Raw genomic sequence first — 14,124 nt, 5'->3', positions numbered from 1 at the left:
TTGCTTCCGGATCCGTGGTCAGGGGGCTGCGTGCGACGAGCCGCCGGCCGAGGCCGGTGCCAGCTGCGCCGTCAGCGCGTCGTTCTTGTAGAAGGTGTAGGACAGGGTGATCGTGCGGACGTCTGCGGGCAGGTCCGGATCGACGATGAAACGCACCGGCATCTCGCGCTGCTCCCCGGCCTGCAGGGTCTGCGCGGTGAAGCAGAAACACTCGGTCTTGTTGAAATAACCGGAGGCGCGCGCCGGCGCCACCGAGGGCACCGCGCTGCCGACCAGCGCGTGGTCGCTGTCGTTGCGGGCGAAGTACAGCGCCTCGTTCAATTCGCCCGGCACCACGTCCATCGTCAGCTTTTCCGGATGGAAGGCCCACGGCAGCTTGGAATTGACGCCGCCATCGAACTCGACCCGTACCACGCGCTTGCCGGTCGCGGCCTGGGAAGCGCCCACCTGGCTGGCGCCGCGCTCAAGGCGCACGCCGAACACCTTCTCGCAGGCGATGCGGTACAGCGGCACCAGCGAGAAGGTCAGCACGAACACGCCCAGCGCGACGCCGAGCAGCCGGACGATGCCGGCGCTGCGTTCGGGCCGGGGCGCGGGCGTGGTCAATGCGCCAGCACTCCGGACAGGATGAAGCCGGCGTAGATCGCCACCGCGATCAGGCCTACCACCAGCGCCGTGCGCCGCGAACGGCGGCGGCGCAGGGCCAGTTCATCGGGTTGCCAGTCGGGACGGCTCATCGACACGCGCCTCAATGGGTGACGTCGTCATGGGCCAGGTCGCCCGGCTGGATCACCGGCGGCACGGTGAAGGTGTGCGCCGGCGCCGGCGACGGCACGGTCCACTCCAGGCCCTTGGCGCTTTCCCAGGCGCGCGCGTCGGCGCGCTGGCCGCTGCGCAGCGACGACAGCAGGATGGCGGCCATCAGGAACGGGGTGACGAACATGCCGAACGCGCCGATCGAGCTGACCAGGTTCCAGTCCGCGAACACCGGGTTGTAGTCCGGGATGCGGCGCGGCATGCCGGCCAGGCCGAGGAAGTGCTGCGGGAAGAACAGCAGGTTGACGAACACCATCGTCCACCAGAAATGCACTTTGCCCCAGAACTCGTTGTACATGCGGCCGGTCCACTTCGGCCACCAGTAGTAGACCGCGGCGATCAGCGCCAGCACCGCGCCGGTGACCAGCACGTAGTGGAAGTGCGCGACCACGAAGTAGGTGTCGTGGTACTGGAAGTCGGCCGGCACGATGGCCAGCATCAGGCCGGAGAAGCCGCCGATGCTGAACAGCACCACGAAGGCGATGGAGAACAGCATCGGGGTTTCGAAGGTCAGCGCGCCCTTCCACATCGTGCTGACCCAGTTGAACACCTTCACGCCGGTCGGGATCGAGATCAGCATGGTGGCGAACATGAAGTAGATCTCGCCGCCCAGCGGCATGCCCACCGTGAACATGTGGTGCGCCCACACGATGAACGACAGGAACGCGATGGCCGCGGTGGCGTACACCATCGCCTGGTAGCCGAACAGCGGCTTGCGGCTGAAGGTGGGGATGATCTCGCTGATCACGCCGAACGCCGGCAGGATCATGATGTAGACCTCGGGATGCCCGAAGAACCAGAAGATGTGCTGGTACATCACCGGGTCGCCGCCGCCGGCGGCGTTGAAGAAGCTGGTGCCGAAGAACTTGTCGGTCAGCAGCATGGTCACCGCGCCGGCCAGCACCGGCATGACCGCGATCAGCAGGAACGCGGTGATCAGCCAGGTCCAGCAGAAGATCGGCATCTTCAGCAGGTCGATGCCTGGCGCGCGCATGTTGAGCACGGTGGCGATGATGTTGATCGCGCCCATGATCGAGCTGATGCCGGCCACGTGGATGGCGAACACGCTGAAGGCGACGTTGTAGCCGCCCTGCAGCGACAGCGGCGGGTACATGGTCCAGCCGCCGGCGGGCGCGCCGCCGGGCAGGAACAGGGTTAGCAGCAGCAGGGTGAAGGCCACCGGCAGCAGCCAGAACGACCAGTTGTTCATGCGCGGCAGCGCCATGTCCGGCGCGCCGATCTGCAGCGGGATCATCCAGTTGGCCAGGCCGACGAAGGCCGGCATCACGCCGCCGAAGATCATCACCAGCGCATGCACGGTGGTCATCTGGTTGAAGAATTCCGGCTTCATGTGCTGAAGCCCGGGCTCCATCAGCTCCCAGCGGATCAGCACCGACATGAAGGCGCCGATGATGAACATCAGGAAGCTGAAGAGCAGGTACAGCGTTCCGATGTCCTTGTGGTTCGTGGAGAAGAACCAACGCTCGAAGAAACCTTGCTGGTGGCCGTGATGGTCGGAGTGGCCCACTGCGGAGTTCGCCATTGCAGCTATACCTCGTTATCCAGTTTCCAGGCATCGCGCCGGCCCAGGCCGGCGCGCAGCGGTATCAGGCGCCGGCCGCCGCGGGCGCCGGTTCCGCGGCGGGCGCGGCCTCCGGCTGCGGGGCGTCGGTGGCCGGCTCGGCGGCAGGCGCGGGTTCGGCCGCAGGCGCCGCTGCGGGCTTGCGCGAGGCCAGCCACGTCTTGAATTCTTCCTTCGACACGGCCTTGACCACGATCGGCATGAAGCCATGGTCCTTGCCGCACAGTTCGGCGCACTGTCCGCGGTACACGCCTTCCTGCTCGATGTTGGTCCAGCGCTCGTTGATGAAGCCCGGCACGGCGTCCTGCTTCCAGCCCAGCGCCGGCACCCACCAGGCGTGGACCACGTCGTCGGCGGTGATGACGAAACGGATCTTGGTATCCACCGGCAGCACCAGCGGATTGTCGACGTCCAGCAGGTAGTGCGGATCGGTGGCCATGGTCGGCACCGCGCCGCTCTGGCGCACCTGGTCGGACTTGCGGTCCAGGCGGCTGGTGAACTCCACGTTCTCGCCCAGGTACTCGTACTTCCACATCCACTGGTAGCCGGTGATCTTCACCGTCATCTCGGAATCGCGGGTGTCGTACATGGCGATCAGCTTGGCCGTGGCCGGCCACGCCATCACCACCAGGATGATGATCGGGATGACGGTCCAGATGATCTCGGCCTTGGTGTTGTGCGAGAACTGCGCCGCCACCGCGCCCTTGGACTTGCGGAACTTGAAGATGGCGTAGCCCATCGCGGCGAACACGATCACGCCGATGACGGTGCACACCCACAGCGCCACCATGTGCGCGTCCCATGCCATGCGCGCGGTATGGGTGACGCCCTTGCCCATGTTGAGCTGCCAGCGCTGCGGATCGCCCGCCTGCGCCCATGCCATCGGAGCCGCCAGCGCCATCGCCGCCAGACCGAGGCCGTTCCTGCACCACATTCCCCACCTGTTGCTTTGCTTCATTGCCTAGACCCTTGAGACGTCATCGGTTGCGGCCGTCACTGGCCGCGAGCAAGCCTTCCAGCGTCGCCGCCAGTTCCCGGCGTTCGGCGGGTGCGAGGAGACTCCCCACTTCGACCCGCTTCCCGCTGGAGACCAGCGCGACCCGTTCATCCTCGATCACCACGCGCACCCAGTACGGGTGGGCGCGGAAGACCGGCGGACATCCGGCTGCGCGGATCACCTCCACGCAGTCCGGTCCAACCCGGATCTCTTCCCGGCGCTCGCCGCCGCGCCATGACGCGCGCAGGGCCGCTCCCACCAGGAAGCAATGCAATACCGCGAAAACAGGGGCGAAAACGTTTCCAGACAGCCAGCCCAAGCCCGCCGAGAACGCCATCAACCCTGCCAACGCAACGAACAACAGGACGAACTGCCGGGCGCTGAGTGCCCGTGGGGGATGCAGCACCAGCTGCGCACGTGAGCCGCCTTCAACCCGCCGAAGCATCTCGATCATGTCGCAACCGCGTCCGTACCGCGGAAAACGGCTTCGATGGTAGCCCCGCCCAATCACCCCGGCAAGCTCTCATTCATCATTGTCGTGATTGCTGCACTGCACACTGGATTTGTGCCCGACCAAATCGACATCGGCAGATAATTTGCCGGATTCAGCACAAATTGATGGAGGCCTGCGATTTTCGCTGGATCGCCCTTGTACCAATGGTTGCGGCGCCACCAAGAGGCCGCCGGGAGGGCTGGGAAATCCGCCGCCAGGGATTAAAATGGCCGAATCCCAACGTGTCCCGATGTGGTCATGCCCATGAATGCAACACCGTCCACCCACGCCGCCGCGGCCCTGCCGCTGCTCTCGCCCGAACTGCCGCCCCGACCGGCTGCGCTGCGCCAGGCCATCACCGACGCCTGGCTGAAGGACGAGGCCAGCCACGTGCGCGAACTGCTGGAGCAGGCCCGCCTGCCCGCCGCCGAACAGGCCCAGGTCCAAGCCACCGCCGCCGACCTGGTGCGCCGGGTGCGCGCCCGGGCCAAGGACCAGGGCGCGATCGAGGCCTTCATGCGCCAGTACGACCTGGGCAGCGAGGAGGGCGTGCTGCTGATGTGCGTGGCCGAGGCGCTGCTGCGCATCCCCGACCAGGAGACGGCCGACAAACTGATCCGCGACAAGCTCGGCGAGGCCGACTGGAAGCGGCACATGGGCCAGTCCGATTCGGTGCTGGTCAATGCCTCGACCTGGGGCCTGATGCTGACCGGCCACCTGGTCGACCTGGCCGACGCCACCAAGCGCGACGTGCACGGCGCCTTCAAGCGCCTGATCGGCCGCGTCGGCGAGCCGGTGATCCGCCTGGCCGTGCGCCAGGCGATGAAGATCATGGGCCACCAGTTCGTCATGGGCCGCACCATCGACGAGGCGCTGGCGCGCTCGCACAAGGGCGACAACGGCAACTACCGTTATTCGTTCGACATGCTCGGCGAAGGCGCGCTGACGATGAAGGACGCGGCGCGCTACCTGGACGCCTACAAGCGCGCCATCCATGCCATCGGCAGCGACAATATCGCCCGCGGCGGCAAGGCCGATGGTGACGTGACGAAATCGCACGGCATCTCGATCAAGCTCTCCGCGCTTTACCCGCGCTACGAGCACGCCAAGCGCGAACGCGTGCTGGCCGACCTCGTGCCCGGCGTGCTGGAACTGGCGCAGCTGGCCAAGGGCTACGGCATCGGCTGCACCGTCGACGCCGAGGAAACCGACCGCCTCGAACTGTCGCTGGACATCATCGAGCGCGTGGTCAGCGATCCCTCGCTCAAGGGCTGGGAAGGCTTCGGCATCGTGGTGCAGGCCTACCAGAAACGCACCCCGTACACGATCGACTACCTTGCCGACCTGGCCCGCCGCATCGGCCACCGGCTGCAGGTGCGCCTGGTCAAGGGCGCGTACTGGGATGCGGAGATCAAGCGCGCGCAGATCGACGGCCTGCCCGGCTACCCGGTGTTCACCCGCAAGCAGAACACCGACGTGTCCTACCTGGCCTGCGCCAAACGCCTGTTCGGCCATGCCGACGTGCTGTACCCGATGTTCGCCACACACAACGCGGCCACCATCGCCGCGGTGAAGCAGATCGCGCAGGGCCGCACCTACGAGCACCAGAAGCTGCACGGCATGGGCGACGACCTGTACGCCGAGGTGATCCCGGCCGACCGCCTGGACGTGCCGTGCCGTGTGTACGCGCCGGTCGGCTCGCACGAGGACCTGCTGCCCTACCTGGTGCGCCGCCTGCTCGAGAACGGCGCCAACTCCAGCTTCGTCAACCGCATCACCGACGAGGACGTGTCCATCGACGACCTGATCCGCGATCCGGTCGAAGCCGTGTCCTCGTTCGAATCCATCCCGCATCCCAAGATCCCGCTGCCGGTCGACCTGCTGCGCAGCCAGAACCACGACAGGAACAACTCCATGGGCATCAACCTCGCCAACGACAACGCACTGCGCGCCCTCGCCGAGCAGCTCGACGCCGCGGTCAAGCCGTGGCAGGCCGCCCCGCTGGTGCCCGGCGCCAGCGCCACCGGCGCCAGCGTTGCAGTGACCAACCCGGCCGACACGCGCGAGGTGGTCGGCCACTGGCAGGCCGCCGACAGCGCCACCGTGCAGAAGGCGCTGGCCAATGCCGTGGCCGCACAGCCGGCCTGGAACCGCACCCCGGCCGCCAGCCGCGCCGCCATCCTCGAACACGCCGCCGACCAGCTGGAAGCGCGCATCGCCGAGTTCATGGCGCTGTGCGTGAAGGAAGCCGGCAAGAGCCTGCCGGACAGCGTCGCCGAAGTGCGCGAGGCGGTGGACTTCCTGCGCTACTACGCCAAGCAGGCGCGCGAGCAGTTCGGCAGCGCCGAGAAGCTGCCGGGCCCGACCGGCGAGAGCAACGAGCTGCAGCTGCATGGCCGCGGCGTGTTCGTCTGCATCAGCCCGTGGAATTTCCCGCTGGCGATCTTCCTGGGCCAGGTCAGCGCCGCGCTGGCCGCCGGCAACAGCGTCATCGCCAAGCCGGCCGAGCAGACCAACCTGGTCGGCTACTACGCGGTGAAGCTGCTGCACGACGCCGGCGTGCCGGAAGGCGTGCTGCAGTTCCTGCCGGGCGACGGCGCCACCGTCGGTGCCGCGCTCACCGCCGACCCGCGCGTGGCCGGCGTGGCCTTCACCGGCTCCACCGAAACCGCGCGCGCCATCAACCGCGCCATGGCCGCGCGCGACGCCGCCATCGGCGTGCTGATCGCCGAGACCGGCGGCCAGAACGCCTTCATCGCCGACTCCTCGGCGCTGCCGGAGCAGTTGGTCAAGGACGCGATCGGCTCGGCCTTCACCTCCGCCGGCCAGCGCTGCTCGGCCGCGCGCGTGCTGTTCGTGCAGGACGACATCGCCGACAAGGTGATGGGCATGCTGGCCGGCGCGATGGCCGAACTGAAGGTCGGCAACCCGGGCGAGCTGTCCACCGACGTCGGCCCGGTGATCGACGCCGACGCGCTGCAGATCCTCGAGGACCACGCCGCGCGCATGGACAGGGAAGCGCGCCTGATCGCCACCGCGCCGCTGTCCGACGCCACCGCGCACGGCAACTTCTTCGCGCCGCGCGCCTATGAACTGAAGGACCTGGGCCAGCTGCACAAGGAAATCTTCGGACCGGTACTGCACCTGATCCGCTGGAAGGCCGACCAGCTCGACGCGGTGATCGACCAGATCAACGCCACCGGCTACGGCCTGACCCTGGGCGTGCATTCGCGCATCGACGAAACCGTCGACCGCATCGCCTCGCGCGTCAACGTCGGCAACGTCTACGTCAACCGCAACCAGATCGGCGCGGTGGTCGGCGTGCAGCCGTTCGGCGGCCAGGGCCTGTCCGGCACCGGGCCGAAGGCCGGCGGCCCGCACTACCTGCTGCGTTTCGCCACCGAGAAGACGGTGACGGTGAACACCACCGCCGCCGGCGGCAACGCCTCGCTGCTGACCCTGGGCGACTGATCCCGCGCGGTCGGTGCGTCACTGGAAAGCCCCGCGAAAGCGGGGTTTTTCATGGGTCGACGCGGTGCAGCCGGCGGAGCCGGTGAAAGGTGCGGGCGACGCAACCGGTCCACCATGGCCGACCGGCCGCCATGCGCGGCCGGCTCAGGCAGCGGCGTCGACCGCCTGGGCCGGTGCCTGCGTGCGCATCAGCCGCCGCCAATGGCGCAGCGCCACCAGCGCATTGATCCAGAAGCCGACGTAGAGGATCGAGGTCAGGTGCAGTCCGCGGCTGTAGTACAGCGGCACGGCGATGCTGTTCACCAGCAGCCACACCCACCACGATTCCAGCTTGCGGCGCATCATCAGCACCTGCGCGATCATGCTCAACACCAGCACCGCCGAATCGACATACGGTGCATAGGCGTTGGTCAGGCGGGTCAGCATCCAGCCGTAGCCGAAGGTGGCTGCCACCGCCAGCGGCAGCAGCCAGCCCCATGCGCTTGGGCGCAGGGCGGTGATCGGCAGCGGCGCGCCATGGTCGCCGCGCAGCCATTGCCACCAGCCGAGCACGCTGACCGCGATGAAGAAGAACTGCAGCGCCATGTCCGCGTACAGGTGCGAGCGTTCGAACACGATGGCGAACAGCGCGCAGCCGACGATGCCCAGCCACCAGGTGTGCACGTTGTTGCGGCCGGCCAGCAGGATCGAACCGGCGACGGCGACATTGGCGGCCAGCTCCAGCTGGAACGCGGGATCGGACAGGTTCATGCGCCATTGTCGCCTGCGCCGCGCGTCCAGGCCATGGCATCGCCGCCGTGCGGCGGGCAGGCGCGCGCCGCACGGCAGGAAAACGAAAGGCCCCGCTTGCGCGGGGCCTTCCGGGTTGCAGCGACAGGCGGTGCCTGGATCAGAACTTGTAGTTGATCGACGCGGCGAGGATGTCGCCGGCGACCTTGTACTTGCCCTGCAGCACGTTGCCGGTCGCCGAGGTGGCGTTGATCGCCGGTTCGTTGGTGAACAGGTGGGTGTAGCCGAAGTTGAACTCGGTGTTCTCCTTCGGGGTCCAGCCCAGGCCGAACGACAGCCACTTGCGGGTCACGTCCGGCACGCGCACGTCGCGGTGGCCGTAGGTGGTCGGGGTTTCGTCGTAGGCCACGCCGCCACGCAGGGTGACGGTGTCGGACAGCTTGTACTCGGTACCGATCGAACCGAAGGTGGTGTCCTTGTAGCCGAACACCAGCGTGTTGTCGGGCTGGTTGGAGGCGAAGTCCACGGTCACCTTGTCGAACGCGGTGGCCCAGGCGGTGCGCGTCACGTCGCCCATCACCGTCCAGCGGTCGTTGATGCGGTGGGTCACGCTCATGGTGAGCGAGGCCGGCAGGGTCACGGTGGCCTTGCCGCTGGTATCGACGAACAGGCCGCTGGCCGGCTGGCCCAGCGCCGCGGCGACATTGCCCGGGACGGTGAAGTCGGCCTTGCCGCCGGTGATCTTGTGTTCGACCTTGGAGCGGTAGCTGAAGGCGATGTTGGTGTTCTCGCTCGGGCTCAGCGTGGTGCCCAGCACGTAGCCGACGGCGTTGTTGTCGCCTTCGATGGTCACCGAACCATCGGCGCTGCCCGGGTAGAAGCCAAGGGCGGCGGCCTGCTGGGCGCCCTGCCCACGCGCCGCGCGGATCTGTGCTGCGGTCGGGTTGGCGATCAGCTTGCGCAGCTGCGCTTCGGCCTTGTCCTGGGCGCCGCTGCTGACGATGGCGCCCATGTCCAGGGCGTTGCCCAGCTCGATGGTCAGGTGCTCGACGAACACGCTGGCGCCGAAGGACACGTACGGGTTGACGTCGTAGGAGAACGCCGCGCCCAGGTCGACGGCCTTCAGGTCGGTGGTGGTGCCGTGGTAGCGACCCACCCAGCCCTTGTCGTACTCGGTCTTGAAGCCGAACGGCGCGGTCAGCGACAGGCCGAAGTGCATGTTGTCGTTCTCGCCGAACGGCACGTGGAAGTAGGCCGCCGGAACCGGGGCGATCATGCCGGCGTCGCCGCCGTTGCCGCCGGAGATCGGCGTGCCGGTGCCCGGACCGGTCGCGCCGGCGTTGCGGGCGTTGTAGACGTCTTCCATCTTGGCCGAGAAGCTGATCGCGCTCAGGTCGGCCTGGAACTGGCGGCCATTGAGCAGGCGCATCGATGCCGGGTTGGTGGCGATCACCGAGGCATCATCCCAGGCGGAGGTGGAGCCGGCGAAGGCGCGGCCCAGGCCCTTGGCGCTGTTTTCCTTGAGCTGGAACGCGGCGGCGTCGGCGTTGCTGAAAGCCAAGGCACCAGCAATGCCGACGGCCAGGGCGGTGACGCGTGCGAGGGTGGAAGCGGTATGCATGTTGGAAGCTCTCTCCGTAGGGCGGTGGTGATTCGTTGTGCGCCTGCACCGCCAAGCCGTTGCCAGCCCTGCGGTGCGCCGGAGTCCCCTCCCGACATACGACGCCGTATGCAGTATCCATCAAGCCTGTTAACTAAACAATAACGCCGCCCCCATTCATTTCCTCTCGCTCCATCACCCTGTCCCGGGCCTTCACGGGGTAGGCTTGCGCGCCCATGTTCATTTCCATTCCCTCCCGCCATAAACCAGGACCGCGCTGGGCGGTGCCGCTGTTGTTCGCGGCGATCTGGCTGGCCTTCCTCTGGTCGATCTCGCGGCCGGACGAGGCCCGCCGCTCGCTGTGGATGGACTGGGGCGCGCTGTCCACGGGCCTGGGAAATCCCCAGGACTGGTGGGCCGCCCTGCGCGACGGCAGCGTGCTGCGCCTGTTCACCGCGCTGTTCCTGCACGCGGACTGGTCGCATCTGCTCGGCAACCTGGTGTTCCTGCTGATCTTCGGGCTGCCGGCCGAGCGGGTGCTCGGGCCGTGGCGGCTGCTGCTGCTGTTCCTGCTGGGCGGAGCGGCGGCCAACCTGACCGCGCTGTACGCGATGGAATCCCCGGACCAGATCATCATCGGCGCCAGCGGGGCGGTGTCGGCGCTGCTGGGCGCATATCTGGCGCTGTTCCCGGGCGCGCGGCTGGGCGTGGTGGTGCCGCTGGGCCTGTTCCTGGAGTTCGTGCGCGCGCCGGCCTACTTGCTGATCGGGGTATGGGCGGCGCTGCAGGTGGTGTTCGCCTACATCGGCCCCAGCTTCGGCATGGTCGCCTGGTCGGCGCACGTGGCCGGTTTCCTGTTCGGCATCGTCTACGGCCTGTACATCCGCGCGGCGATCGCCCGGCGGCTGCGCAAGCGCCACGGCTTCTAGCCCGGGCACGGCGGCGCCCGCAGCGTCCCTATAATCGGGCGATGAGCAGCAAGCCCCTGTACAAGATCACGTTCCTCAACCACGGCAAGGTGTACGAGCTGTATGCCCGGCGCGTCGGCAGCAGCCACCTGTGGGGATTCAACGAAATCGCCGAACTGGTGTTCGACCTTCACGACGGCCTGGTGGTGGACCCGACCGAAGAGCGCCTGCGCGAGGAGTTCGGCGATACCAAGGCGCTGCATCTTCCGATGCAGAGCATCGTGCGCATCGAGGAAGTGGAGAAGAAGGGCCAATCGGCCATCCGCGACGCGGCCACGGGAGAAAAGGTGGTCACGCCGTTTCCGATGCCGGCCAAGCCGCGCTGAGCGCACCTCTTCCCCTTTCGGGAAAGTCGCGTTTCGGGGAAGGCGCGTGGCTGGCGAACTCCCGCCCATGCACGTGTATGACCGATGCTCGGCAGCAGCGCGTGTTGGTGCTAAACGCCGGGGAGAAGTCGCGTGAGGTTTCGCGACAGGCGAAGGTCGCAAGGGCTTCCCGACCCTCACCCCAACCCCTCTCCCGGTGGGAGAGGGGCTTTCAAGGACATGCCAACACGCACTGTCACTTGTCGCTGTCGACGGTTTCCGGCTTGGCATCTTCCGGCTTGGCCGGCACGGTGGCGCCTGCAGGCTGCGCCTTCGCTTCGGGCTTCGTGGGCACGGTGACGCCCACCGACGGGGCCTTCGCTTCCGGTTTGGCCGCGGCCGCAGGCCGGGCCGCGAGCGAGCCGGGCTGCTTGAGCTCGCGCAGCGCCGACTGGATCGGCCCGTCGCCCGGCAGCACCACGCCGCTGGCGACGCCGGACGCCTCGTCGTCACCGCGCAGGTGGCCCGGCAGCTTGGCTTCGCTGAAATCGGCCAGCGCGGCCGGCATGTCCCTGGTGGCGTTGGCCGGGTCGGGGGCCAGTTCCACGTCCGGCACGATGCCGGTGGCCTGGATCGAACGGCCGCTGGGCGTGTAATAGCGCGCGGTGGTGAGTTTGACCGAATCGCCGTTGTCCAGCGGCAGCACGGTCTGCACCGAGCCCTTGCCGAAGGTGCGGCTGCCGACGATGCGGGCGCGCCGGTTGTCGTGCAGGGCGCCGGCCAGCACCTCCGACGCGCTGGCCGAGCCGGCGTCCACCAGCGCCACCACCGGCGCACCCTTCATCAGGTCGCCCGGCGTCGCCTCGAACTTCGCATCGCTGACCGAAATGCGGCCGCGGGTACTCACGATGCCGCCCTGCTCCAACAGGTCGTCGGCCACCTGCACCGCCGCGGTGAGCAGGCCGCCGGGATTGCTGCGCAGGTCCAGCACCAGGCCCTTCAACTTGCCCCCGGCCTGCGCCTGCAGCTGGGCGATGTGCTTCTGGAAATCCGCGCCGGTATCGGCCTGGAAGGTGCTGATGCGCACATAGGCATAACCGGGTTCGAGCATCCTGCTGCGCACGCTGGTGACGCGGATGGTCTCGCGGGTGACGGTGACGTCGAACGGCTTTTCCTCGCCGCGCTCGATGGTCAGCACCACCTGGCTGCCGGCCGGGCCGCGCAGCGGCTCCATCGCCTCGATCGCATCGATCGGCTTGCCGTCGATGGCCACGATCAGGTCGTTGGCGCGCAGGCCGGCGCGGGCGGCCGGCGTGTCGTCGATCGGCGAAACCACCTTGAGCACGCCGTCCTGCTGCAGCAGTTCGACGCCGATGCCCTCGTAGGCGCCGGTCGCCTGCTCGTCGAACGCCTCGGCGTCGGCCTTGTCGAAGTAGGTGCTGTGCGGGTCCAGGTCCAGCAGCAGGCCGCGCACCGCCGACTGCATCAGCTTCCTATCGTCCACCGGATCGACATAGGCCGCGCGCACCGCGTTGTACACGGCGACGAAGCGGCGGATCTCCTCCAGCGGCACCCGCGAGGTGACCGACTCCTTGGCATCGGGATCGTCCGCCCCGGGCGTCTTGTCCGGGACGCTCTGCGCCAGGCCGACGGCCGGCGACAGCGCGAACAGCAGGGCAGCAGCAAGGCCGGCTACACGCATGAACCACTCCATGAAAAACGCATGCGCACCATGCGCGTCGGAACCGATTATGCGCGAAGCCCGGCCGAATTCCCGTTGAACGCGGGGCACCGGGACCGCCGCCCGCTCAGCCTGCGGTCACTGGCGCTGCAGCCAGGTGGAAGGGTCGACCGGCTGGCCATTGCGGCGCAGTTCGAAGTACAGCGCCGCCACGCCCTGCCCGCCGGAGTTGCCGACCCGGGCGACCGCGTCGCCGCGGCGCACGCGCGCGCCGGCATCGCGCAGGAGGGTGTCGTTGTGGGCATACAGGCTCATGTAGCCATTGCCGTGATCGACGATCAGGATCATGCCGTAGCCGGTCATCCAGTCCGAGAAGACCACCGTGCCGTCGGCGACCGCGGTCACCGTGGTGCCGGGAGGCGCGCCGATCAGCACGCCGCTGCTGGTGCGGCCATCGGGCAGGCGACCGCCGTAGCGGGCCAGCAGGTTGCCCGACAGCGGCCACCCCAGCCCGCCGACCTTCGGCGCCGGTGCGTTCGCGGTGACCCGTGGCGGCACCTTGCCTGGCGCGGGCCGCGCCGTCCCGGAGGCGGCCTGCCGCGACTGGCGGGCCTGCTCGGCCTCGGCCCGGCGGGCGGCGGCGCGACGCTCGGCTTCGGCGCGGGCCGCTGCCGCACGCAGATTGGACAGCAGCCGCTCGAGTGCGCGCGCGTCCTTGCCCAGCACCTTTTCGCGTTCGCTGCGGTCCTGGTAGCGCTGGTCCAGTTCGGCCGCCACCTGCGCCCGCCGGCGGCGGTCCTCGGCCAGCGCCGCCGCCTGTTCGCGCTGCTGCGCGCGCGCCTGTTCCAGTTCGCGGCTGCGCGCCAGGATCTCCTGTTCGTTCGATGCCAGCGCCTGCAGGTCGGTGGTGAGCGAACCGATGGTCCTGGCCCGTTCGCGCTGCAGGTAGCGGTGATAGGCCAGGTCGCGGTTGGCATCGGCCACGCGGTCCTGCGACAGCAGCAGCTTCAGCGGCGCATGGTCGCCCAGCTGGTAGGCGCTGCGCAGCAGGGCGGCAAGCTGGCGGCGCTGCTTTCCCAGGTTGGCTTCGAGCGCAGCCCGGCGCTGCTGCAGCTCGGCCAGCGCCTGCTGTTCACGGCGCATCGCCGCTTCGGTATCGGCGACCGCACGGCCGCTGCGGGCTACCTTCTGGTCGGCTTCGCGCAGGCGCCGGGACGCGGCGTCGCGCTCGCCCTCCAGGCGCTGCCGCTCCTGCGCCACGTTCTTCAGCTCGCCACGCACCTGCTGCAGCTTCTTCTCCGCGTCGCGGCTGTTCTGTGCCTGGGCGAGGGGGACCGCGAAGGCCAGCGCCAGCAGGCAGCCGGCCATCCAGGCCGGCAATGCCGGGGAGCAGACGGTCGGGCGGCGTTGGCGGTACGGTCGCAAGGGCGTTCCAGTGACTTCAGGCAGATGCGGATTGTACCCAGCCATGCTGCCATCCAT

12 protein-coding genes are annotated in these 14,124 nt (G+C 68.4%); 3 read left to right on the top strand and 9 right to left on the bottom strand.

Features of this window, described 5'->3' with window-relative positions; translation table 11 throughout:
- Positions 1–18: 18 nt before the first annotated feature.
- The 5 genes from ABTV91_RS04015 to ABTV91_RS03995 form a co-directional block, all read right to left on the bottom strand.
- Positions 19–606 (bottom strand): cytochrome c oxidase assembly protein, encoded by a 588-nt coding sequence (locus ABTV91_RS04015; protein ID WP_433853336.1) that lies wholly within the window; start codon positions 604–606, stop codon positions 19–21.
- Complete coding sequence (locus tag ABTV91_RS04010) at positions 603–737, bottom strand: hypothetical protein (RefSeq protein ID WP_433853335.1); 135 nt, start codon at positions 735–737, stop codon at positions 603–605. The genes ABTV91_RS04015 and ABTV91_RS04010 overlap by 4 nt, the downstream gene beginning before the upstream one ends.
- An 11-nt stretch (positions 738–748) precedes the next feature.
- Entirely contained in the window at positions 749–2,359 is a 1,611-nt protein-coding gene (ctaD, locus tag ABTV91_RS04005) for a cytochrome c oxidase subunit I (RefSeq protein WP_433853334.1), read from the bottom strand.
- Between the two features lie 64 nt (positions 2,360–2,423).
- Positions 2,424–3,356 carry a cytochrome c oxidase subunit II gene (gene coxB, locus ABTV91_RS04000; protein ID WP_433853333.1) on the bottom strand — a complete coding sequence of 311 codons (933 nt, stop codon included), beginning with the start codon at positions 3,354–3,356 and terminating at the stop codon, positions 2,424–2,426.
- 19 nt (positions 3,357–3,375) lie between these two features.
- Entirely contained in the window at positions 3,376–3,849 is a 474-nt protein-coding gene (locus tag ABTV91_RS03995) for a DUF2244 domain-containing protein (protein WP_433853332.1), read from the bottom strand.
- Positions 3,850–4,152: 303 nt separating this feature from the next.
- Here ABTV91_RS03995 and putA point away from each other — a divergent pair, with 303 nt between their 5' ends.
- A complete protein-coding gene (gene putA, locus ABTV91_RS03990; RefSeq protein WP_433853331.1) occupies positions 4,153–7,359 on the top strand; it encodes a bifunctional proline dehydrogenase/L-glutamate gamma-semialdehyde dehydrogenase PutA in 3,207 nt (1,068 codons plus the stop codon).
- A 144-nt stretch (positions 7,360–7,503) separates the two neighbouring features.
- On the opposite strand, the gene pnuC is transcribed toward putA, so the two are convergent.
- Both pnuC and ABTV91_RS03980 read right to left on the bottom strand, forming a co-directional pair.
- Entirely contained in the window at positions 7,504–8,109 is a 606-nt protein-coding gene (gene pnuC / locus ABTV91_RS03985) for a nicotinamide riboside transporter PnuC (RefSeq protein ID WP_433853330.1), read from the bottom strand.
- A gap of 139 nt (positions 8,110–8,248) precedes the next feature.
- Positions 8,249–9,709 (bottom strand): outer membrane protein transport protein, encoded by a 1,461-nt coding sequence (locus ABTV91_RS03980; RefSeq protein ID WP_433853329.1) that lies wholly within the window; start codon positions 9,707–9,709, stop codon positions 8,249–8,251.
- A 215-nt stretch (positions 9,710–9,924) separates the two neighbouring features.
- Between ABTV91_RS03980 and ABTV91_RS03975 the strand changes: the two genes are divergently transcribed.
- The gene (locus ABTV91_RS03975) at positions 9,925–10,617 is read left to right on the top strand and encodes a rhomboid family intramembrane serine protease (protein ID WP_433853328.1); all 693 of its coding nucleotides are present in this window, start codon (positions 9,925–9,927) and stop codon (positions 10,615–10,617) included.
- Positions 10,618–10,658: 41 nt separating this feature from the next.
- Positions 10,659–10,982, top strand: a complete 324-nt coding sequence (locus ABTV91_RS03970; protein WP_433853327.1) for a DUF1820 family protein — start codon at positions 10,659–10,661, stop codon at positions 10,980–10,982.
- A gap of 235 nt (positions 10,983–11,217) precedes the next feature.
- Here the strand turns inward: ABTV91_RS03970 and ABTV91_RS03965 are convergent, their stop codons facing one another.
- Together ABTV91_RS03965 and ABTV91_RS03960 are read right to left on the bottom strand one after the other, a co-directional pair.
- A complete protein-coding gene (locus ABTV91_RS03965) occupies positions 11,218–12,663 on the bottom strand; it encodes a S41 family peptidase (protein WP_433853326.1) in 1,446 nt (481 codons plus the stop codon).
- A 117-nt stretch (positions 12,664–12,780) separates the two neighbouring features.
- The gene (locus tag ABTV91_RS03960; RefSeq protein WP_433853325.1) at positions 12,781–14,112 is read right to left on the bottom strand and encodes a murein hydrolase activator EnvC family protein; all 1,332 of its coding nucleotides are present in this window, start codon (positions 14,110–14,112) and stop codon (positions 12,781–12,783) included.
- Positions 14,113–14,124 lie beyond the last annotated feature (12 nt).

The organism is Stenotrophomonas nitritireducens (genome assembly GCF_050984405.1).
In the GTDB taxonomy this organism is placed as follows: domain Bacteria; phylum Pseudomonadota; class Gammaproteobacteria; order Xanthomonadales; family Xanthomonadaceae; genus Stenotrophomonas; species Stenotrophomonas nitritireducens_B.
Note: the sequence above shows the minus strand (reverse complement) of the source record. Positions and strands in the feature narration are given on the sequence as shown.

What these genes read in the sequence shown, in the direction of transcription:
- ABTV91_RS04010 (WP_433853335.1), bottom strand. Translation starts at nt 737, where the DNA reads ATGAGCCGTCCCGACTGGCAACCCGATGAACTGGCCCTGCGCCGCCGC.
- ctaD (WP_433853334.1), bottom strand. Translation starts at nt 2,359, where the DNA reads ATGGCGAACTCCGCAGTGGGCCACTCCGACCATCACGGCCACCAGCAA.
- coxB (WP_433853333.1), bottom strand. Translation starts at nt 3,356, where the DNA reads ATGAAGCAAAGCAACAGGTGGGGAATGTGGTGCAGGAACGGCCTCGGT.
- ABTV91_RS03995 (WP_433853332.1), bottom strand. Translation starts at nt 3,849, where the DNA reads ATGATCGAGATGCTTCGGCGGGTTGAAGGCGGCTCACGTGCGCAGCTG.
- putA (WP_433853331.1), top strand. Translation starts at nt 4,153, where the DNA reads ATGAATGCAACACCGTCCACCCACGCCGCCGCGGCCCTGCCGCTGCTC.
- pnuC (WP_433853330.1), bottom strand. Translation starts at nt 8,109, where the DNA reads ATGAACCTGTCCGATCCCGCGTTCCAGCTGGAGCTGGCCGCCAATGTC.
- ABTV91_RS03980 (WP_433853329.1), bottom strand. Translation starts at nt 9,709, where the DNA reads ATGCATACCGCTTCCACCCTCGCACGCGTCACCGCCCTGGCCGTCGGC.
- ABTV91_RS03975 (WP_433853328.1), top strand. Translation starts at nt 9,925, where the DNA reads ATGTTCATTTCCATTCCCTCCCGCCATAAACCAGGACCGCGCTGGGCG.
- ABTV91_RS03970 (WP_433853327.1), top strand. Translation starts at nt 10,659, where the DNA reads ATGAGCAGCAAGCCCCTGTACAAGATCACGTTCCTCAACCACGGCAAG.
- ABTV91_RS03965 (WP_433853326.1), bottom strand. Translation starts at nt 12,663, where the DNA reads ATGCGTGTAGCCGGCCTTGCTGCTGCCCTGCTGTTCGCGCTGTCGCCG.
- ABTV91_RS03960 (WP_433853325.1), bottom strand. Translation starts at nt 14,112, where the DNA reads ATGGCTGGGTACAATCCGCATCTGCCTGAAGTCACTGGAACGCCCTTG.